The sequence below is a fragment of the Xylophilus ampelinus genome (assembly GCF_003217575.1).
Taxonomy (GTDB): Bacteria; Pseudomonadota; Gammaproteobacteria; order Burkholderiales; family Burkholderiaceae_C; genus Xylophilus; species Xylophilus ampelinus.
In genome coordinates this window covers 113926-134579 of record NZ_QJTC01000010.1, presented here as the reverse complement: position 1 = coordinate 134579, position 20654 = coordinate 113926, and the positions used below count along the sequence as shown (strand labels likewise).

The following is a 20654-nucleotide window of genomic DNA, read 5'->3' as shown; positions in this document are numbered from 1 at the left end:
GGGACGCAGCCCGCGGGGGCGACATCCCGCCTCCGCACCCATCAGCCGCAGCGCCAAGAAGGAGCCTCGGCCATCATCAGCCGGTCGCGGAGCCCGGCGCAGCGACAGCCCGGGTCTCCCCGCCTGCCCGGCGATCCGGTCGACGCGCGCGTCCGACAGGTCGTGCCGCGCGAACCCGGCGCTCGCCGTGTCGAGCCTCGCCTGCCCGGAGCGTTCCGCGTCGCGCGAGCGCGGCCGGGCGGGGTGGCGGCGGGTGTGTCGAGGCCGCCGGTTCACCATCTGCTTGATATAAATCCGCATCAGGACTGGGCCGGGGCGGGCAGGCCGCGCAGCGCGTCCAGGGTGCGCAGGCAGGCGTCGGCCACTTCCTTGCCCTTGACGGCGAAGTGCGCGCGGAAGAACTCGCGGTGCTCGGCATGATCGTGGAAATGGTGGGGGGTGAGCACCGCCGAGAAGACCGGCACGCCGTGGTCGAGCTGCACCCGCATCAGGGCGTCGGTCACCGCGGTGGCGACGAAGTCGTGGCGGTAGATGCCGCCGTCGACCACCAGGGCGCAGGCGACGACCGCGTCGAAGCGGCCGCTGCGGGCCAGCGCCTGTGCGTGCAGCGGGATTTCGAAGGCGCCGGGCACGTCGAACAATCGCACGGCGGAGGCCGGCACGCCGCGGGAGGCCGTCTCGGCCATGAACGACTGGTGGGCGCGGCCGACGATGTCTGCGTGCCAGTTGGCCTGGATGTACGCGATGCGCGGCGCGGAAACGCCGCCTTGGCTGCCGGAGCCGGAAAACGAGGTGGCCGAGCGGATGTTGGCGACGGAGGTGTCGGTCTGACGCATGGAGGTTCCAGAAAAATCGCACGGGGAAATGGACCAGCGCCAGGGCGACCACGCGCCGCCACGGCGGGCGCACGGCACGCGGCCCGCCCGTCGACGACGAGAAAGCGGGTACGCGCCCTGCGGCGGCCGGGGCGGCGCGATTGTAGGCGGCGGCGGCGTTTCGTGCCGGCGGCGGGGCGGGGGGCCGCTGCTGCGGGGCGACATGGACATGTCGGCGATCGTGGTCGCGCTGCAGAAGCACCCGCCGGCCCACGAGGTGCCGACCCGCGGCGCAGGCGCCTTCTTCGCGAGCCGGGTGCGCCGGGTATGCCGGTCTTTCGCCACCACGGCCCGGCCAAGGGCCGGGCCCTTCCACTAAATGCTATTAAATCTATAGCATTTGGTCGATGGTCTGCACCGGCTGCAGGCCGTTTTCATTCGAATAGCGGGCGTGCGCCGACCACGCTGGCCGCGCGGCCACAGCGCCCGCAGCTGCCGCTCCCACGCGTCGATCCGGTCGGGGTCGCGCGGGCGGACCGCTACCGGTCGCCTTACTCGATCTCGCCCATCTGCGACTGCAGGTAGTTCTGGATGCCGACTTTCTCGGACAGGTCGATCTGGGTTTCCAGGAAGTCGATGTGCTCTTCGGTGTCGTCGAGGATCTTCTGCAGCAGGTCGCGTGAGACGTAGTCGCGCACCGTCTCGCAGTGGGCCATGCCTTCCTTGATGGTGGCCTGGGCGCCGCGCTCCAGGCCCAGGTCGGCGCGCAGGATCTCGGGCACGTCCTCGCCGATGGTCAGCTTGCCCAGGTCCTGCAGGTTCGGCAGGCCGTCGAGCATGAAAATGCGGTCCATCAGCCAGTCGGCATGCTTCATCTCGCCGATGGATTCCGAGTATTCCTTCTTGGCGAGTTTGTCGAAACCCCAGTGCTTCAGCATGCGGTAGTGCAGGAAGTACTGGTTGATCGCGGTCAGCTCGTTCTTGAGCTGGGCCTGGAGGTGATGGATGACCCGAGCGTCGCCTTGCATGGTGGTTCCCCTGCTGTTATGGGTTGTCGAACCGGGCGAATTGTCGGGCTTGTCCCTGTTGCCGACAACGAATCTCCCTGTTGTACCGGTGTGCCTACGGGTGAGGCTGATAGGTGTTCGTATTCGCTCGCGGACTCAGCGCAGCAGGCATTCGGCGATGCGGCCCAACAGTTCGTCCGTGCGCGCGGCCTTCACCGCGCCGGGGAGGGCCACGTCGCCGTACATCACGAACACCGGCTTGCCCCATTTCAGGCCCAGCGCCATTTCCGACAGCGTACCCATTCCGCCACCGATGGCCACCAGACAGACGCCGCTGCGGGCGATGACCGCATTGCGCATCTCGCCCATGCCCGTGGGCACGGCGACGCTCAGCCAGGGGTTGGCGTTGCGGTCGTCCTCCTCGGGCAGGATGCCGATCGCGATGCCGCCGGCCTCGGTCGCGCCTTGTGCGGCGGCGGCCATCACTCCGCCGCGGCCGCCGCAGATGACGGCCATGCCCGCGCGGGCCAGATGCGTCGCCACGGTGCGCGCGGCCGCGCATTCCCGCGGACCGCCATCGCCGGGGCCGATCATCGCGACCGGCTGGCGGTGGCGCGTCGCGCCGCGCTGCCGCTCCGCAAGGCGCGCCAGCGCCTCAACGACCGGCGCCGACGGCACCGCGCTCACGTCCACGTGTAAAGACATCGCCCACTCCCATCACCACCACGCACACCACCATCAGCACCAGCGACAGTGCCGATGCCACCGGAAAATCCGATCCTCCATCGCCGACCTGCGCCAGCAGCATCAGCGGCAGAATATTCAGCTGCGTCCCGACCAGCGCAAGGGCGGTGCCGTAGGTGCCCATCGCCAGAGCCGCGACCGCGCAGGCGCTGGCCAGCACCGACGGCAGCACCTCCGGCACCACCGTGTCCCGGAAGGCGCGCGCCCGCGACGCGCCCAGCGTACGCGCCGCCAGCGACGGCCGCGGGTCCAGGTTGGCGAACACCGGGTAGAGCGACAGCGCCACCCGCGGAATCAGGTAATAGGCATAGGCGACGCCGAGGCCCGTCACGCCGTAGATCCAGCTGCCGACGACGGCGGGATCGGCGCCCAGGCCGGCCAGCAGCTGCGTCACGAATCCGGCGCGGCCGAACGCCAGAATGAAGCCGTAGGCGATCACCAGACCCGAGAAGGCCAGCGGCAGGCCGAGCAGCGTCATCATCCACTGGCGCCGGTGGGCGGGCTGCCGCGCCAGCTCGATGGCGATGCAGGTGCCCACCGCCGCCGACACGGTGCCGGCGGCCAGGCCCAGCAGCAGCGTGTTGCGCAGCGCGCCCAGGAACAGCGGCTGGCCGAACAGCCGCCCGAAGGCGCTGCCGCCGCCGGAGAAAGCCTCCGGCAGCAGCGCGGCCAGCGGCGCCGCGAAGAACAGGGCCATAAAGGCCCAGGCCGGCCAGGCACCGAAACGCCGCATCGTCTACCTGCCCACCGTGGCCTGGGCCCAGAGCCGGTCGATCTCGGCCTTGCGCTCGGACGCCTTGACCACGTCGAGGGGACGGATCTGCGGCGCGGCCGGCATTCTGGCGGCCACGTCGGCCGAAAGCGGCGTGCCGGGCACCGCCGGCCGCACGAACCCCTGGGCGAAAAGCGACTGCCCCGCCTCGCTCATGATGAAGTTGAGCCACAGCTTGCCGGCGTTGGGATTGGGCCCGTTCTTCACCAGGCTGATCGCATAGGGCGCGGCCACGCTCGCTTCCCGGGGGATCACCACCTCGACCGCATCGCCCATGCCGTCGACATGCTTGGCCTTGAGACCGTCGTTCTCGTAGCTGATCCAGACCGGAATCTCGCCCTTGAGGAACTTGGCGTACGGCGTGGTGCCCTCCACCCGCAGCACGCTGCCGGCGGCGTGCAGTCTGCCGAGGTAGTCGGTGCCGGGCTTGACGTTGTCCACGTCGCCGCTGTTGGCATAGGCCGCGGCGAAGGTCAGCACCTGGCCGATGCCGGTGGAGCGCGGATCGAGGTAGACCACGCTGCTTTTGAACTCGGGCTTGAGCAGATCGGCCCAGCCGGCAGGCACGTTCTTCACCAGCTTGCGGTTCACCAGGAACGCGATGTTGAGCGTGTGGATGGTGAACCAGCGGCCTTCGGCTTCGCGAAACACCGGCGCCAGCTTGTCGAAGTTGACCGGCTTGAACGGCGCCACCAGGTCTTTCCTGACGGCGTCGACGGCCGAGGCGGCGAAATAGTAGGCGGTGTCGGCCTGGGGCCGGCGCCGCATCTTGTCGAGCGCCACCACGGTCGCGGCCGAGCCGAGATCGTTGTAGGTGAGTTCGATCTCGGGATAGCGCTTCTTGAAGTCGCGGAACAGCGACTTCCAGTTGGCCCATTCCGGCCCGGTGTCGAAGGACACGCAAAGGCCTTCCTTCTGCGCTTCGGCATAGAGCGTCTTCTCGCCCGCGTACAGCTCGGCGCCGTCGAAGGCGAAGGCGGTTCGGGCGGCCAGCGATGCCAGCGGCAGTGCGCCGGCGGCCTGGATCAGATGTCTACGGTGCATGCAATCTCCTGGGTGGGATGGATCGGATCGTCGGGGAAAAACGGTGCGTGGGCGCCGGCGCGTCAGCTGTCGAGCAGCCGGATGTGCGCGGGCGCGATGCCGATGGACTCGCGCGCCGGCTGGGGCGATTCCGCCAGGAAGGGCTGGGTGCCGCCGGGCACGTCGAAGTCGTAGCGGGTCACCGCACCCAGGTAGCGCTGGGCGCCGGCCCGACCCGCGAGGCGGTTGGTGCTGCCCGGCGGCGGATCGGCCTGTATGTGCTCCGGCCGGACCAGGGCATGCACCGCGGTGCCCGGCGGTCGCGCGCCGGTCGGCGCTGCCAGCTCCGCGAAGCCGAGGTCGATCCGTCCCGGGCCGCGCACGGTGGCCGGCAGCAGGGTCGATAGGCCGACGAACTGCGCCACCGCGCGGCAGGCCGGGTTCTCGTAGAGTTCCCGCAGGGCGGCGATCTGCAGCAGCCGCCCGTCCTGCAGCACGGCCACGCGGTCGGCCATCGTGAGCGCCTCTTCCTGGTCGTGCGTGACCAGCAGCGTGGTGGCGTCGAAGCGCTGCTGGATCGCGCGGATCTGGTCGCGCAGGTGGCCGCGCACGCTGGCGTCGAGCGCCGAAAGCGGCTCGTCGAGCAGCAGCGCGCGCGGGTCGATCGCCAGCGCGCGGGCCAGCGCAACGCGCTGCTGCTGGCCGCCCGAGAGTTGCGCCACCGCGCGCTGCGCATGGCTGCCCAGGCCCACCAGGTCGAGCAGTTCCTGCGCGCGGCGGCGGCGCTCCGTGGCCGGCATCTTGCGCAGCATCAGCCCGTAGGCCACGTTGTCCTGCACGCTCATGTGCGGAAACAGCGCATAGCTCTGGAACACCATGCCGATATGGCGCAGGTGCACCGGTACCCGCGCCAGGTCCTGGCCGTCGAGCGCGATGCGGCCGGTGTGGCCGGTCTCCAGCCCCGAGACCAGCTTGAGCAGCGTCGATTTGCCCGAGCCGCTGGGCCCGATCACCGCCACCAACTCGCCCGTCCGCACGTCGAGCGAGATGTCGTGCAGGCCGTGCGCGCTGCCCGCATAGCGATAACTGACGTGGTCCAGGACGAGACTCATGCGGGAACCTCGGTGCGGCACGCCGCGATGCGCGCCTGTTTCGCGAGCATGGGTGGGCGGATCATGGCCGAGCCCGAGCGGCGGACGAGGACAGCAGCGCCGCCGCCCCCGCGAGCAGCAGGAGGACGACAGTGGCCGCGCAGGCCAGGCCGGTGGCCCCGTAGAAGGCCTGCAGCAGCACCACCGGATAGGTGCGGTTCTGGAATCCGGCGAGCAGGTTCGACAGGCCGAACTCGCCGACCGACAGCGCCGCCACCATCACCAGGCCGCTGACCAGGCTCTGCCGCAGGCTCGGCAGCACGATGCTGGTGAACTGCTGCCAGCCGGACGCGCCCAGGGTGGCGGCGGCCTGTTCGAGCCGCTCCAGGCCCAGGTGCCGCAGGTCGGTCAGCAGCGCATGGGTGAGGTAGGGTAGGGTATAGACCGCATGTGCCGCGATCAGCAGCGGCAGGGTGCCGAGCCAGGGCAGGGTGTCGGTGTTGAAGACGATCATGTAGCCGAAGCCCAGCGTGATCGTGGGTACCGCGATCGGCATCGCGCTGACGAGGCGCGCCGCCAGACCGCCGCCGCGACGCGCGCCGTGGTAGAGCGCATAGGCCAGCGGAGGGGCCAACAGGGTGTTGATGGTGCAGGCGCTCGCGGCCACCACCAGGCTGCTGGCGAAGGACTTGCGGAAGGACGGGTCCTGCCACAACTCCGCATACCAGCGGCCGGTCAGGCCGGTCGGCAGCAGCGAATTGGTCCAGTTGTTGCCGAGGCTGCCCACCAGCAGCAGCGCGATCGGCAGCACCAGGTACAGCCCGTAGAACAGGGCGACGCCGCGAATCACGTAATGCCTCCGATCGGGTAGAACACGCCATGGTTTCCAGATGCGCAAGTGTCGCGGTCCGGGTGTTGGGCGCAGGCCGAATTCTACGAAGGGACGGCGGCGGAAAAGATGAGTACGGGTTGAAATCGATTGAGCATTCGGAAAGTGTTTTTCATCGGCGTTTCATGTTTCGAAGGATGATCGCGGCATGAAGCGCGACTGCCCCACGATCCAGGAACTGCTGGCCTTCGACGCCGTGGCACGCCACGACAGCATCACGCTGGCGGCGGGCGCGCTGTGCATCACCGTGAGCGCAGTCAGCAAGCAGATCGCCGGCCTCGAGACCTTCCTGGGGCGCAAGCTGATCCAGAAGAACGGTCGCGGCGTGCAGCTCACGCCCCAGGGCCGCGTCTACTGGCAGAAGATCGCCAGCGGCTTGCGCGCGATCGAGACCGCCACGTTCGAGGCGCGCTCCGGCCATGCCGGGGCCGGCGTGCTGACGCTGGCCAGCGTACCGACCTTCCTCACCCAGTGGCTGATCCCGCGGCTGCCGGCCTTCCGCCAGGAGAGCCGGCAGGTGACCCTGAGCTTCAGCCGGCACCTCGAGCCGACCGACGGTATCCCGCCGGGTGTCGACGCCGCAATCCGCTACGGCGCAGGCAGCTGGCCAGGGGTGGTGTCCGAGTACATCGCAGGCCGCGAATTCGTGCTGATCGCGGCCCGTGCGCTGGTGCGGGATCGCCACCGCATCGTGGAGCCGTCCGATCTGCTGGGCCACACGCTGCTGCACCACGAAGGCGCGCCGACCGCCTGGCGCCATTGGGCGGGCCGGCACGGCGTGCCCGAAGCGCAGGCGGTCGCCGGTCCGCGGTTCGCGCAGTACTCGGCGCTGATCCAGGCGGCCTTGAACGGACTGGGCATCGGGCTGGTTCCGCGTCTGCTGGTGGAAGACGAACTGCGCGAGGGTTCTCTCCTGAGCCCATGTGGTGCACCGGTGAGCATCGACCAGGGCCACTACCTTTGCTACCGGCCCGACAGGCTCGAACCCCCCGCGTTCGCCGCCTTTCGCGCATGGCTCCTGACCGAGGGCCGGCGCGCTGGCGGCGGTCCGGCGCAGCAGCGGGCCGGCACAGGCTCCGGCCTTGCCCCGACGGCTCCAGCATAGATTCGTTCAATCGTCTGGATATGCGCAATTCATGGTGCGACGCAGCAAACCGTCTAAGCTCTTTCTTTTCAACGACCATCCGAACAGGGAATTTCAAATGTCCGTGATCAACACCGCCATCAAGCCCTTCAAAGCCAGCGCTTTCAAGAACGGCAAGTTCATCGAAGTCTCCGACGCCGACGTGAAGGGCAAGTGGGCCGTCTTCTTCTTCTACCCGGCAGACTTCACCTTCGTGTGCCCGACCGAACTGGGCGACGTGGCCGACCACTACACCGAATTCCAGAAAATGGGCGTCGAGATCTTCTCGGTCTCCACCGACACCCACTTCGTGCACAAGGCCTGGCACGACGCGTCGGACACGATCGCCAAGATCCAGTACACGATGATCGGCGACCCGACCGGCACCATCAGCCGCAACTTCGAAGTCCTGCGCGAAGACGAAGGCCTGGCCAACCGCGGCACCTACATCATCGACCCGCAAGGTGTGATCCAGGCCGTGGAAATCACCGCCGAAGGCATCGGCCGCAATGCCGCCGATCTGCTGCGCAAGGTCAAGGCAGCCCAATACGTGGCCGCCCACCCCGGCGAAGTCTGCCCCGCCAAGTGGGAGGAGGGCGAAGCCACCCTGGCACCGTCGCTCGACCTGGTCGGCAAGATCTGATCGTCCGAGCGCGCCAGAAGCCCGGGTGCGCCCGGGCTTTTTTTTCCGCGAGCGAACGTAACCTATCGATAAGACTGAATAAGTAGAGAGAAACTATCATGCTGGATGCCAACCTCAAGACCCAACTCAAGGCCTACCTGCAGCGGGTGACCAGGCCGATCGAGATCGTCGCCTCCCTCGACGACGGCAAGGCGTCCGGCGACCTCAAGGGCCTGCTCGACGACATCGTCTCGCTCACCGACAAGATCACGGTGGTGACCCGCACCGACGACGGCGAGCGCAAGCCGTCGTTCCTGATCACCAACCCCGGCGTCGACACCGGCCTGCGCTTCGCCGGCATTCCGCTGGGGCACGAGTTCACCTCGCTGGTGCTGGCACTGCTGCAGGTGGGCGGCCATCCGTCGAAGGCGGCGCAGGACACGATCGAGCAGGTGAAGGCGCTGCAGGGTGACTTCCATTTCGAGACGTACTTCTCCCTCTCGTGCCAGAACTGCCCGGACGTGGTGCAGGCGCTCAACCTGATGGCGGTCCTCAACCCCAACATCAGGCACACGGCGATCGAGGGCTCGCTGTTCCAGGACGAGGTCGAGGCGCGCCAGATCATGTCGGTGCCCACCATCTACCTCAACGGCACCACCTTCGGCCAGGGCCGTATGGAGCTGGAAGAGATCCTCGCCAAGGTCGACACCGGCGCGGTGGCCCGTGCGGCCGAGAAGATCTCGGCCCGCGCACCGTACGACGTGCTGGTGGTCGGCGGCGGCCCGGCCGGCGCGGCGGCGGCGGTGTATGCGGCCCGCAAGGGCATCCGCACCGGCGTGGCGGCCGAGCGATTCGGCGGTCAGGTGCTCGACACTTTGGGCATCGAGAATTTCATCTCGATCAAGGAGACAGAGGGGCCGAAGTTCGCGATCGCGCTGGAAGAGCATGTCAAGCACTACGACGTGGACATCATGAATCTGCAGCGCGCCGAATCGCTGGTCCCCGGCGAGCTGATCGAGGTGAAGCTCGCCAGCGGCGCGTCGCTGAAAACCCGCTCGCTGATCATCTCGACCGGTGCCCGCTGGCGCACCATCGGCGTGCCCGGCGAGGCCGAGTACAAGAACAAGGGCGTGGCCTACTGCCCGCACTGCGACGGCCCGCTGTTCAAGGGCAAGCGCGTCGCGGTGATCGGCGGCGGCAACTCGGGCGTCGAGGCGGCGATCGACCTGGCCGGCATCGTCGGCCATGTGACGCTGGTCGAGTTCGGCGAGCAGCTGCGGGCCGACGAGGTGCTGCAGCGCAAGCTGCGCAGCCTGGCCAACGTGACGGTGGTCGTCTCGGCTCAGACGACCGAGGTGACCGGCGACGGCCAGAAGGTCGACGGCCTGATCTACAAGAGCCGGGTGTCGGGCGAGGTGCACACGGTGGCGCTCGAAGGCGTGTTCGTGCAGATCGGCCTGGTGCCCAACACCGACTGGTTGAAGGGCACGGTCGAGCTGTCGAAGCACGGCGAGATCGTGGTCGATGCCAAGGGCCAGACCTCGGTGTCCGGCGTGTTCGCCGCGGGCGACGCGACCACCGTGCCCTACAAGCAGATCATCATCGCCGCCGGCGACGGCGCCAAGGCCGCGCTGAGCGCCTTCGACCACCTGATCCGCACGCCCGCCCCGGTGGCGCAGCCGGTGCAGGTGCTGGAGACGGCGTAAGCACCGGATGCCGCCGCGCCGGCCGACGGCGCGGCGGCGGGCCGAATTTCGAATGAAAGGTGCCTGTAGCCGGCGTGCGATGCCGGCCTATAGCTATAAAAATAATAGCATTATGCCGAATGCGCGACCGGGGTCGCGCCCGCGGCCCGCAGCACGCGCCCCGGGTTGAGGATGTTCTGCGGGTCCAGCGCCCGCTTGATCGCCCGCATCATGCCGAGCGCCACCGGCGACTTGTATTCCTCCAGCTCCTCGACCTTCAGCGCGCCGACGCCGTGCTCGGCCGAGAACGATCCGTCGAAGGCGGCGACCGAGCGGTAGACCATCGCGTTGATCGCATGTTCGTGGTCGTGCAGGAAGGCCCTGGCATCGCCCTCGGCCGGGGCCTGCACGTTGTAGTGCAGGTTGCCGTCGCCCAGGTGGCCGAAATTGACCAGCCGCACGCCGGGGATTTCCCGCTGCAGCAGGGCGTCGGTGGCGGCGACGAACTCCGGGATGCGCGAGACAGGGATCGACACGTCGTGCTTCACGTTCAGGCCTTCCTCGGCCTGGGCCAGCGGAATGCTCTCGCGGATGTGCCAGAGCTGGCGGGCCTGGGCGATGTTCTCGGCCACCACCGCGTCGCCGACCAGGCCCTGTTCGAAGGCGATCTCCAGCATCTGCTCGAAGCGCTGGCGGGCGTGGTCTTCGGATTCGCTGTCGGCGTTCTCCAGCAGCACGCAGTAGGGCGCGGTGTCGTCGCCCAGGAAAGGGACGCGCAGTTGCGGCATGTGCTTGCCGACCAGGCCCAGCGCGAACTGGCCCATCACCTCGAAGCCGGTCAGGCCGGCGCCCAGTTGCTTGTGGGCCAGGCCCAGCAGCGCTACCGCCTGCTCCAGCGAGGGCACGGCGGCCCAGGCGGTGAGCGATGCGGCGGGCTGGGGATAGAGCTTGAGCGTGGCCGCGGTGATGATGCCCAGCGTGCCTTCGCTGCCGACGAACAGGTCGCGCAGGTCGTAGCCGGTGTTGTCCTTGCGCAGGCCGCTCAGGCCGTCCCACACCTCGCCCTGGGCGGTGACCACTTCCAGGCCCAGGCACAGCTCGCGGGCGTTGCCGTAGCGCACCACCTGGGTGCCGCCGGCATTGGCGGCCAGGTTGCCGCCGATGGTGCAGCTGCCTTCGGCCGCCAGGCTCAGCGGGAACAGCAGGCCGGCCTTGTCCGCGGTGTCCTGCAGGGTCTGCAGGATGCAGCCGGCCTCGACCGTCATGGTGAGGTTGCCGGCGTCCAGGCCGCGCACCGCGTTCAGCCGTGTCAGGCTCAGCAGCACCTCGGTGCCGCTGCGGTCGGGGGTCGATCCGACCACCAGGCCGGTGTTGCCACCCTGCGGCACGATGGCGGTGCCGGCGGCGGCGCAGGCCTTCACCACCGCCGCCACCTCGGCGGTGCTGCCGGGGCGCACCACGGCCAGCGCCTTGCCGGGGACGCGCTTCCTCCAGTCCTGCTCCCAGGCGCTCAGGTCGCCCTCGGTCAGGACATGGGCGTCGCCGACGATCTGGCGGAGCGCTTCGAGGAAGGGCGTGGTGGCGGTGGTCATGGTGGTCGTCGTCCGGAGAGTCGTCAGTCGAGGGAGGAACCGAATCGGGGGTCGGCGTCGCCGCCCGAGGGGCTAGGCCGCGGGTGCGGCCAGCGCCGCGGCCCTGGCGTGGCGCAGGCGCAGCCGCACATGCATCGCGCAGGCGGTGAACAGCACCAGGCAGAGCAGCACCTCGACCAGTGCCAGCCCGTTGCCGGGCGGCCGGTCGCTCCAGGCGCGCACCACCCCTTCGGTGAAATAGAGCCAGACCAGCAGGCTGACCCAGCGGTAGGTGTACATCCGGTGCTTGAGCAGCCCCACCAGCGGCAGGCAGAGCGGCAGCGCCTTCAGCGCCAGCCAGGAGCCGCCGGGCCGCGCCGGGGCCAGCCACAGCTCCCAAGCCAGGGAGAGCACGATCAGCCCAAGCAGGCTGCCGGTCGCGAGCCAGCGGGTGAGGCACACCGATAGTTCGGCGCGCACGGGGCCCACGGAAACGGAGGGCGTGGCAAGCGGCGCGGACATAGGCGATGGCATCATACCGGCCATGTCGCGCGTGCCCCGGTCTCCGTTCCCCTCCTGGCTGCCCGACCGCTGGGGACCGCGGCTGGAGCGGCTGCTGCTGGACCTGTCGCACTTCCCCTGGCGCATCACCGCGCTCACCCTGCGGGAACGATTCCGCGAGGACCAGCTGGCGCTCACCGCCAGCAGCCTCACCTTCACCACGATGCTGGCGCTGGTGCCCTTCTTCACCGTGGCGCTGGCGGTCTTCACCGCGTTTCCGATGTTCAACCAGGTGCAGGAGCAACTGCAGCGCTGGCTGGTCGTGAGCCTGGTGCCCGAAAGCATCGCCCGGCAGGTGCTCGGCTACCTGACCCAGTTCGCCAGCAAAGCGAGCCGGCTGGGCGGCGTGGGGCTGTCCTTTTTGCTGATCACCGCGCTGGCGCTGATCCTGACGATCGACTACCGGCTCAACGCCATCTGGCGGGTGCGCCGGCCGCGGCCGCTGGGCCAGCGGGTGCTGATCTACTGGGCCGCCACCACCCTCGGCCCGCTGGCGCTGGGGGTGAGCCTGTCGACCACCTCGTTCGTGATCACCGCCTCGCGCGGCGTGGTCGACGCGGTACCGGGCGCGCTGCGGCTGCTGCTCGATTCGATGGAGTTCCTGCTGATGGCCGGCGGCATGGCGGCGCTCTACCACTACGTGCCCAACCAGCGGGTGAAGTGGGCGCACGCCTGGATCGGCGGGGTCTTCGTCGCGACCGGTATCGAGCTGGCCAAGCGGGTGCTGGGCCTGTACCTGGGCGCGGTGCCGACGTATTCGGTGCTGTACGGCGCCTTCGCCACCTTGCCCATCCTCTTGATCTGGATCTACGTGGCCTGGGTGATCGTGCTGCTGGGCGCTGTGATCACCGCCTACCTGCCGAGCCTGCTGGCCGGCGTGTCGCGCCGGGCGGCCTCGCACGGCTGGCAGTTCCAGCTGGCGATCGAGGTGCTGCAGCGGCTGCAGGCCGCGCAGCGCGCCGGGCTGCACGGCCGCACCACGGTGCAGCTGGCGGCGGCCCTGGGCGTGGACACGCTGCAGCTGGAGCCGGTGCTGGAAACCCTGGCCTCCCTCGACTGGACGGGCCAGCTGCACGAGCAGTGCGAAGACACGCCCTCGCGCACCGTGCTGCTGGCCGACCCGGATCGCACGCTGCTGGCCCCGCTGGTCGAGCGGCTGCTGCTGCCCCAGGCCCGCACGCTCGACGGTCTCTGGCAAAAAGGCCGCCTGTCGGCGCTGTACCTCGGCGACGTGCTATAGATTAAGTAGCATTCGCCATCGCCATCGCCATCGCCATCGCCATCGCCATCGGCGGTGCCGCGGATGCGCCGCCAGGAATTCGACGATCCTCCGCGTGTTGGACATGTGCCGCTCCATCCGCAGCGGCAGCGTCTCGATGCCCTGCAGGATCAGCCAGGCGGTGTGCGGGCTCATGCAGGCGCCGAAATCGCGCAGGCCCTCGCGCCGGGCCCGCAGCAATTAAGAGCGGCTAACACAACCCAGCGAAGCGGTTCTGGCTAGGCGCCGCATCGCAGACAGTACGAGTAGTACGACAAGGTGCGGCAACGACGCCAGAAGGGTTGTGTTAGCCGCTCTTAAGCGCCTACGGTCGATTCCTCGCTGAAGGTCATGCCCTGGAAGCCGTTGTAGGCCGCGGTCAGCTCCGGGAACCTGCCCGACGCCTCCCAGTCGAAGCTGCCGCCATCCACCACGATGCCGCCCATCACCGTGCCGTGCCCCGAGAGGAACTGGGTCGCCGAGTGGTAGACCGGATCGGCCCCCAGGTCGAAGGGCTCGACCAGGCAGGGCGAGGTGAGGGTGGAGTCGACCAGCTGCGGCACGCCCGCCTCGTGGGCGATGGCGCTCACCGTGGGGATGTCGAGCACGTCCAGGCCGGGGTTGCCCACCGTCTCGCCGAAGAACAGCCTCGTGGTGGGCCGCACCGCGGCGCGCCAGCCGTCGATGTCGCCGGGCGTGACGAAGGTGGTGTCGATGCCGAGGGGCCGCATAGTGTAGTGCAGCAGGTTCTGCGAGCCGCCGTAGAGCGCGGCGGAGGCGACGATGTGGCTGCCCGCGCCCATCAGCGTGGCCACCGACAGGTGCAGCACCGCCTGGCCGCTGGCGGTGGCGATCGCGCCGATGCCGCCCTCGAGCGCTGCCACCCGCTGCTCCAGCACCGCGTTGGTCGGGTTGCTGATCCGCGAGTAGACGTGGCCGGCGCGCTCGAGGTTGAAGAGCGCCGCGGCATGGTCGCCGGATTCGAGGACGAAGGAGGTGGTGAGGTGGATCGGCACGGCGCGCCCCCCGGTGACGGGGTCGGGCGAGGCAGCCGCATGCAGCGCGAGCGTGTCGAAGCCGGGATCGGAATAGCCGGGCACGTCTGTCTCGTGGGTCCGGGCTCCTTGCAGGCGGCCTGTCGGGAACGAAATCCGGACGATTGTGGGCTATATTCAATCCGCGCCACCCCACGGAGACACCCCATGAAAGTCAGCGACATCCTGCGTGTCAAGGGCAACACCCTCTACACCGTCACGCCCGAGGAACCGCTGGCCGCGGCGGTCTCCATCATGTCCGAGCGCGACATCGGCTCGCTGGTGGTGATGGAGCACGGCGACTTGATCGGCATGCTCACTTTCCGCGAGGTGATCCAGACGCTCGAGAAGAACGGCGGCGCCATAGGGACCACCGTGGTGCGCACCGCGATGGACGACCATCCGCTCACCTGCACCTCCGAGACCGAACTCGACGAAGTGCGCCGCATGATGCTCGACCGTCATGCCCGCTACATGCCGGTCATGAACCAGCGGATGCTGATGGGCGTGATCAGCCTCTACGACGTCGCCAAGGCCGTGGTGGACAGCCAGAACTTCGAGAACAAGATGCTCAAGGCCTACATCCGCGACTGGCCCGAAGGCACCGAAGACAACATCTGAGGCGCCCGACGCCGCCGCTGCCGTCCGCTGCCACATTCCCGCCGGTCATGACTGCGTGGGTATGGCTCTTGCAGGTGCGACGGCAGCGAGGCACCCCGGCCCTTATTTCCGCCAAATGACTCTTTTGAATTTCCTCGAAAACATGCCGGTCGCCCGAAAGGTATGGGGCGCGATCCTGCTGCTGCTGGTCGCCATGCTGGGCATCGCGGCCGCCACCTACTGGCGCTCCGACGTCGGCCATGCCCAGGCGGCCGACCTGACCGCCCGCCAGCACGCTCTCACCGCCAGCGCGGTCCAGTGGCACGGCATGGCCGAGACCAGCATCGCCAAGACCATGGCCGGCGCGCTGAGCGCCGACCCGTCGGTGGCCGACCTGTTCAAGGACGAGCAGACCCGCTCCGCCGCCGCCATCGTCAAGCTGCGGCAGGACCTGGCCGCGGCGGAGGATTCGGACGCGGCCAAGGCGCAGCTCGCCAGCATCGGCGCCCTGGTCGAGGTGCTGCGCACCAAGACCGCGGTGCTGATGGAGGCGCAGGAGAGCGGCGACGGCGCGGTCGTCAGCGCCAAGCTGCAGAGCGACTACCAGCCCGCGGCCAGGGCCTATCTGGCCGGGATCCAGCGCTACATAGCCCTGCGCGGCGAGCGCACCGACGAAGTGAGCGCCGAGGCCGCTACCACCGGCCGACGCCTGGCGCTGCTGGGTGGGGCCTGGGGCCTGGTGGTGATCGTGCTGGGCATGGGCGTGGCGGCGTTGCTGGTGCGCTCGATCCGCGATCCGCTGGCCCGCTCGCTGCGGCTGGCCCAGGCCATCGCCGGCGGCGACCTGACGCAGAAGGCCACCACCGCCCGGCGCGACGAGTTCGGCGAACTGCAGCGCTCCCTGGTGCAGATGAACGCCTTCCTGGCCCAGGTGGTGGGTGGGGTGCGCGGCGCCACCGACAGCGTGGCGACGGCGTCGCAGGAGATCGCCTCCGGCAACCAGGACCTGAGCATCCGCACCGAGCAGACCGCCAGCAGCCTGGAGGAGACCGCCGCGTCCATGGAGCACCTTACCGGCACCGTGGCGCAGAACGCCCAGGCCGCCCGCCAGGCGCAGGGCCTGGCCGGCTCCGCTTCCGAGGCGGCCGAGCGCGGCGGAAAGGTGATGAAGGACGTGGTCGACACGATGCAGGCGATCACCGAATCGTCCCGCAAGGTGCACGACATCATCGGCGTGATCGACGGCATAGCGTTCCAGACCAACATCCTGGCGCTCAACGCGGCGGTGGAAGCCGCCCGTGCCGGCGAGCAGGGCCGCGGCTTCGCGGTGGTGGCATCCGAAGTGCGCGGCCTGGCGCAGCGCAGCGCCACCGCGGCCAAGGAGATCAAGGGCCTGCTGGGCGTGTCCGGCAGCAAGGTCGAGACGGGTGCCTCGCTGGTGCAGGCCGCCGGCGGCACCATGGGCGAGATCGTCCAGGCGATCTCGCGGGTCAGCCGCATCATGGACGAGATCGTCGGCGCGACCGCTTCGCAGGCCTCGGGCATCGGCGAGGTGAACCAGGCGGTGGCCCACCTCGACGGCATGACCCAGCAGAACGCCGCCTTGGTGGAGCAGGCCACGGCCGCCGCCCAGGCGCTGCGCGACCAGGCCGCGCACATGGCGCAGATGGTCGGTGTCTTCCAGCTCGACACCGCGGCCGCCGCGGCCCGTCCGCGGCCTGTGCCGGACGAGCGGACCACGCCCCGGCTGGAGGCGGGCTGAGGCACTGCGCCCTGCGACCCGGCCACGGCATCGGGCCGCAAGGCGGTCGGGCCGGTCGAGGATAATCGCCGCCCATGAGCGGCAACACCTTCGGTACTCTTTTCGCGGTCACCAATTTCGGTGAATCGCACGGCCCGGCCATCGGCTGCGTGATCGACGGCTGCCCGCCCGGCATGGCGCTGTCGGAGTCGGACATCCAGCCCGACCTGGACCTGCGCCGCCCCGGCACCAGCCGGCACGTCACCCAGCGCAACGAGCCCGACGCGGTCGAGATCCTCTCGGGCGTCTACGAGGGCAAGACCACCGGCACCCCGATCGCGCTGCTGATCCGCAACGCCGACCAGCGCAGCAAGGACTACTCCGCCATCGCCCGCAGCTTCCGGCCGGGCCATGCCGACTACACCTACTGGCACAAATACGGCATCCGCGACCCGCGCGGCGGCGGCCGGTCGTCGGCCCGGCTGACGGCACCCACCGTGGCCGCCGGCGCCGTCGCCAAGAAGTGGCTCAAGGAGAAATACGGCGTCGTGGTACGCGGCCATATGAGCCAGGTCGGCGAGCTGCCGATCGCCTTCGAGGACTGGCGCCACGTGCGCGAGAACCCGTTCTTCGCCCCGGTGGCCGACGTGTCGGCGCTGGATGCCTACATGGACGCGCTGCGCAAGGCCGGCGACTCCTGCGGCGCTCGGCTGCGGGTCACGGCGCAGAACGTGCCGGTGGGCCTGGGCGAGCCGCTCTACGACAAGCTCGATGCCGACATCGCCTTCGCGATGATGGGCCTCAATGCGGTCAAGGGCGTGGAGATCGGCGCCGGCTTCGCCAGCGTGGCTCAGCGCGGAACGCTGCACGGCGACTCGATCACGCCCGAGGGCTTCGAGACCAACAACGCCGGCGGCATCCTGGGCGGCATCAGCAGCGGGCAGGACATCGAGGTGCAGATCGCCATCAAGCCCACCAGCTCGATCGTCAGCCCCCGTGCCTCGATCGACGTGGACGGCCGCCCGGTCGAGGTGGTCACCAAGGGCCGGCACGACCCCTGCGTCGGCATCCGGGCGACGCCCATCGCAGAAGCGCTGCTGGCGCTGGTGCTGATCGACCATGCCCTGCGCCACCGGGCGCAGTGCGGCGACGTGGCGCCCGCCGCCCCCGATTCGAAAGCATCGCCTTTGTAGCCACTGCGGAAAAGGACGGCACGCGCTGCACCGTCCACCGCCGTGCGGCCGGGCAGCCCGCCGGCACCTGACGGCGGGCTGCGGTACAGCAGCCCGCATCTCGCGCGCAGCAGCACCTGCCGACGCGCGACCCGTGTGTTCGACCGTTCAGGCGGCGAGCGTCTGCACCTCGTAGCCCAATTCCGAGATGGAACGCAGCGTCGTATCGAGCAGCGCCTGTCCCGAAGCGTTCTGGTCGAGCGCATAGCGAAAGATCAGGAACACGTTGTGCGTTGTCGGATGCGTACACACCACCAGTCTGCCGGCTGCGCTCAGCATGAAGTTGAGCTCCATCAAGGTGCGCAAGCCCTCGGCGGCATCGCCCACCAGCGGCCCCAGGTCGACGTATACACGCAAGTTATCCTCGTCGTCGCCTGCGCCGGGGATGAAGCTGACGACGTAATCGTCGATCTTGAGTTTCGCACCCTTGGCGAGTGCGTCGAATTCCTCGAAACCCACGAGCTGGCTGAATTCCTTCAGTACGGAGGCGAATTTTTGAGTACCCATGTCGTTCTCTTTCGATTCGGTCAGTGAAGGGTTTGCGTGCTGCCGGACGATTCGGCATCGGCATCGGCATCGACTTGTGGCGAGAGGCCGGCGAATGGCAGGGGCGCGTCGGCGTCGGGCTCGTCGTCGGCGCTTTCCTCGATCTTCACCGAGCTCTCGTTGTGCGGGAAGAGCTCTTGCGTGAGCAGGCGCAGGTCGATGTCGTGTCCGAAAGAGGGTAGGCTCAGAACGGAGACTTTCGGTATCGGCGCGCTTGGATTGCGGTTGCGCAGGATGTGCTCTGCCGCAACCTGAACTTTGCTCAAGTCGAGCGCGGTCGTCAACACGATCGGGTCGTTGGAGACCGTGCGCTTGCTTCGATCGATCTCGCCTCCGATCTCGTCGAGCCTCTGCATCACCGCCTCTGCGAGCGATTCGATGGGATCGATCAATTTCACGTCGCCCAACCCTTGCGCATTGAGCTCCGCCTGGATGTGCGACTTCAATGCGGGGTAGTGCGTGCAGCAGAGGTACAAAGAGGTGATTTTTCCGGCGTCGTGCATCTCTTTGAGTTCATCGACGATCTTGCTTACCGACCGTTCTACGTAAGCTTTGTCCTCCGGGTCGTCGCTTTCATGCGTTCGGTCGTTCACGAGGGGGGCCCACTCGGGACAAGCCACCATGCCAGGATCGATCTTGCCGTCGGAATATTCCCTGATTTTTCTGGGATAGGCACCGCTGTCCTTGGTGCCTTGTGTGGACAGCAGCACCGGATGCGTACCGCCCGATTCGACGATGGCGCGCGCCGTCACATCGACCAGGTTCACCGTGCGCTGTTCGCGTCGGGACGCACCTGCATCGCCGAGGGCGTTGGGAGGAATGTGGAGCGACTCTGGCAGGGTGGTCGCCTGCGTGTTGCAGATCGTGGCGGTCAGGTCGCCGACGAGCAGTGCGGTCTGTTCCATCCTTCCCGCATGTACGACAAGACTTGCGCGGGTATGTTCGCCGTAGGGCGCGTTTCCATGGTCCAGAACGGATACAAGCACTGCCGGCGTGTGGTAGCGATGTTCCAGGAAACCCATCAGGTTCTTGCCGCCGATCAATCCGCCGTCGCTGGAATCGGTTCCCACGATGATGAACGGGTTTTCCTTTTCGACTTGCACGACGCCTGCCGGGATGTCTCGGGCGATCGCTGCCACGAGTTTGCGCAGATCGCCCGCGTGCGCTTCCAGATGAAAACCGTCGACGCCGGAATTGCTGTCGCCGATCTTTTCGTTCGGAATCCGACCGCGGGTCACGCCGTCTACCGCACCTGCCGCCATCGTCGCTTCCATCGCGCGAACGTAGGCGTCCGGCGGGGGCATTTTGTCGAGTCTGCCGTGCCTCTGCAGCACTGCTGCGCCGATCGCCATTGCGCCCAGGTTGGAGTTCCAGGCCGTGAGGGTGATGTCCGCCGGCACCGTGTTGGCCATGTTGCTGCCGTCCAGCGCCTGCGGAATGTTCTGGCCGATCACGCCCGCCTCGTTGCCGCCGTCGCCGACGCCTGCGGTGAATATTCCGTCTCTCTTGTTCGCCTCGACGAGCAGCTGGTCCACCGGCCCGTTGAAGGGGCTGATGTCCACGCCCCGCATGTTCCGGTAGACATGCGTGCCATCTTCCTTGATGTCCTGCGAGCGGCCCGGCAGCTCGACAGCGACCACCGCATCGGGGTGAAGTTTGTCCAACAGTTTGTTGGCCGCGGCCTCTGCCGGGGCACCATGCGGCGGATCGAACTCGACGAATTTCCCATAGGCCGCCATCTCGGGATCGACCTCGTTGACGGCGGCTTTCAGTATCGGATCGTTGGTGGTGTCGGTGACGAAAGTGACGAGCATGCCCGCTGCCTTGAGCGCACTGCCCAGGACGGCCGTCGCCATACCGTCCGTTTCGGGCATCTGCGGCGCGACGGAGAATCCGGTGAGCAACATCACATGCTTCTTGTCGTCGAGCGCAGCGGCGATGTTCGCCACCGCTCCCTCGGCCTTGAACTTGTCGATGCCCCGACCCACGTACGAATGCAGCAGCGCGTCGACATTGGGCGATTGCAGCGGTAGTACGCTGCGGCCGCGCGGCGCCGGGGAAATTTCGGCCAGACGCAGCGACATCGGCCGTTCCGCTACGTCGGCTTGCCCGGCTGGTTGGGATCGCGGAGCCGCCCTGCCGCGTGCATCCGCCGCGGCTGCGCTCTCGAATTGCTGGACGAGGTCATGGACACTTTGGTGAGCACCCGTTGAGTCTAGTGGGGACATGGTTCTGTATTTTCTTGAGTTGGGGACCTCCATGCTCAGAGCTTGGCCGCCTTGCCATGCGGTGAAGTCCGAAGTGCGGAGCATGCAAACGAAGGGTGTCGCGTTTGCATAC

At 68.3% G+C, this 20654-nt stretch carries 18 protein-coding genes and 3 pseudogenes; 7 read left to right on the top strand and 14 right to left on the bottom strand.

What is annotated here, in order from left to right:
* The 8 genes and pseudogenes from DFQ15_RS17790 to DFQ15_RS08585 all read right to left on the bottom strand — a co-directional run.
* A pseudogene (locus DFQ15_RS17790) lies at positions 1-300 on the bottom strand (hypothetical protein); the annotation flags it as partial.
* Positions 300-836 carry a 6,7-dimethyl-8-ribityllumazine synthase gene (locus DFQ15_RS08615; RefSeq protein ID WP_110465581.1) on the bottom strand — a complete coding sequence of 179 codons (537 nt, stop codon included), beginning with the start codon at positions 834-836 and terminating at the stop codon, positions 300-302. The pseudogene DFQ15_RS17790 and the gene DFQ15_RS08615, both read right to left, overlap by 1 nt.
* 530 nt (positions 837-1366) lie before the next feature.
* Complete coding sequence (gene bfr, locus DFQ15_RS08610; RefSeq protein WP_110465580.1) at positions 1367-1843, bottom strand: bacterioferritin; 477 nt, start codon at positions 1841-1843, stop codon at positions 1367-1369.
* 135 nt (positions 1844-1978) lie between these two features.
* Positions 1979-2527, bottom strand: a complete 549-nt coding sequence (locus tag DFQ15_RS08605) for a TIGR00725 family protein (RefSeq protein WP_110465596.1) — start codon at positions 2525-2527, stop codon at positions 1979-1981.
* Entirely contained in the window at positions 2478-3299 is an 822-nt protein-coding gene (locus tag DFQ15_RS08600; protein ID WP_110465579.1) for an ABC transporter permease, read from the bottom strand. The genes DFQ15_RS08605 and DFQ15_RS08600 overlap by 50 nt, the downstream gene beginning before the upstream one ends.
* Positions 3300-3302: 3 nt before the next feature.
* Positions 3303-4382, bottom strand: a complete 1080-nt coding sequence (locus DFQ15_RS08595; protein WP_110465578.1) for an extracellular solute-binding protein — start codon at positions 4380-4382, stop codon at positions 3303-3305.
* 62 nt (positions 4383-4444) lie between these two features.
* Positions 4445-5473, bottom strand: coding sequence for an ABC transporter ATP-binding protein (locus DFQ15_RS08590; RefSeq protein WP_110465577.1), 1029 nt, complete (start codon positions 5471-5473; stop codon positions 4445-4447).
* A 61-nt stretch (positions 5474-5534) separates the two neighbouring features.
* Entirely contained in the window at positions 5535-6302 is a 768-nt protein-coding gene (locus DFQ15_RS08585) for an ABC transporter permease (protein WP_110465576.1), read from the bottom strand.
* A gap of 187 nt (positions 6303-6489) precedes the next feature.
* On the opposite strand from DFQ15_RS08585, the gene DFQ15_RS08580 reads away from it, so the two are divergent.
* The 3 genes from DFQ15_RS08580 (at position 6490) to ahpF (ending at position 9792) form a co-directional block, all read left to right on the top strand.
* Entirely contained in the window at positions 6490-7446 is a 957-nt protein-coding gene (locus DFQ15_RS08580; RefSeq protein ID WP_110465575.1) for a LysR substrate-binding domain-containing protein, read from the top strand.
* Positions 7447-7543: 97 nt separating this feature from the next.
* Positions 7544-8107, top strand: a complete 564-nt coding sequence (gene ahpC, locus DFQ15_RS08575) for an alkyl hydroperoxide reductase subunit C (protein WP_110465574.1) — start codon at positions 7544-7546, stop codon at positions 8105-8107.
* A 98-nt stretch (positions 8108-8205) separates the two neighbouring features.
* The gene (ahpF, locus tag DFQ15_RS08570; protein ID WP_110465573.1) at positions 8206-9792 is read left to right on the top strand and encodes an alkyl hydroperoxide reductase subunit F; all 1587 of its coding nucleotides are present in this window, start codon (positions 8206-8208) and stop codon (positions 9790-9792) included.
* 110 nt (positions 9793-9902) lie between these two features.
* Here ahpF and DFQ15_RS08565 read toward each other — a convergent pair whose 3' ends face one another.
* On the bottom strand, positions 9903-11363 hold the full coding sequence (locus tag DFQ15_RS08565; protein ID WP_110465572.1) for an FAD-binding oxidoreductase: 1461 nt from the start codon (positions 11361-11363) through the stop codon (positions 9903-9905).
* 72 nt (positions 11364-11435) lie between these two features.
* A complete protein-coding gene (locus tag DFQ15_RS08560) occupies positions 11436-11864 on the bottom strand; it encodes a DUF2069 domain-containing protein (protein WP_110465571.1) in 429 nt (142 codons plus the stop codon).
* Positions 11865-11886: 22 nt separating this feature from the next.
* Between DFQ15_RS08560 and DFQ15_RS08555 the strand changes: the two genes are divergently transcribed.
* Complete coding sequence (locus DFQ15_RS08555; protein WP_110465570.1) at positions 11887-13143, top strand: YihY family inner membrane protein; 1257 nt, start codon at positions 11887-11889, stop codon at positions 13141-13143.
* 60 nt (positions 13144-13203) lie between these two features.
* Here DFQ15_RS08555 and DFQ15_RS08550 read toward each other — a convergent pair.
* Positions 13204-13365, bottom strand: a pseudogene (locus DFQ15_RS08550) (PLP-dependent transferase); the annotation flags it as partial.
* Between the two features lie 116 nt (positions 13366-13481).
* A pseudogene (locus DFQ15_RS08545) lies at positions 13482-14261 on the bottom strand (PLP-dependent transferase); the annotation flags it as partial.
* A 102-nt stretch (positions 14262-14363) separates the two neighbouring features.
* On the opposite strand from DFQ15_RS08545, the gene DFQ15_RS08540 reads away from it, so the two are divergent.
* The 3 genes from DFQ15_RS08540 (at position 14364) to aroC (ending at position 17729) form a co-directional block, all read left to right on the top strand.
* Positions 14364-14816, top strand: a complete 453-nt coding sequence (locus tag DFQ15_RS08540; RefSeq protein ID WP_110465569.1) for a CBS domain-containing protein — start codon at positions 14364-14366, stop codon at positions 14814-14816.
* A gap of 142 nt (positions 14817-14958) precedes the next feature.
* Complete coding sequence (locus tag DFQ15_RS18125; protein WP_158529030.1) at positions 14959-16557, top strand: methyl-accepting chemotaxis protein; 1599 nt, start codon at positions 14959-14961, stop codon at positions 16555-16557.
* Positions 16558-16631: 74 nt separating this feature from the next.
* Entirely contained in the window at positions 16632-17729 is a 1098-nt protein-coding gene (gene aroC, locus DFQ15_RS08530) for a chorismate synthase (RefSeq protein ID WP_110465567.1), read from the top strand.
* Positions 17730-17876: 147 nt separating this feature from the next.
* Here the strand turns inward: aroC and DFQ15_RS08525 are convergent, their stop codons facing one another.
* Together DFQ15_RS08525 and DFQ15_RS08520 are read right to left on the bottom strand one after the other, a co-directional pair.
* Positions 17877-18275, bottom strand: coding sequence for a CesT family type III secretion system chaperone (locus tag DFQ15_RS08525; protein ID WP_110465566.1), 399 nt, complete (start codon positions 18273-18275; stop codon positions 17877-17879).
* Positions 18276-18295: 20 nt separating this feature from the next.
* Positions 18296-20398, bottom strand: a complete 2103-nt coding sequence (locus DFQ15_RS08520; RefSeq protein WP_158529029.1) for a glutamate cyclase domain-containing protein — start codon at positions 20396-20398, stop codon at positions 18296-18298.
* Positions 20399-20654 lie beyond the last annotated feature (256 nt).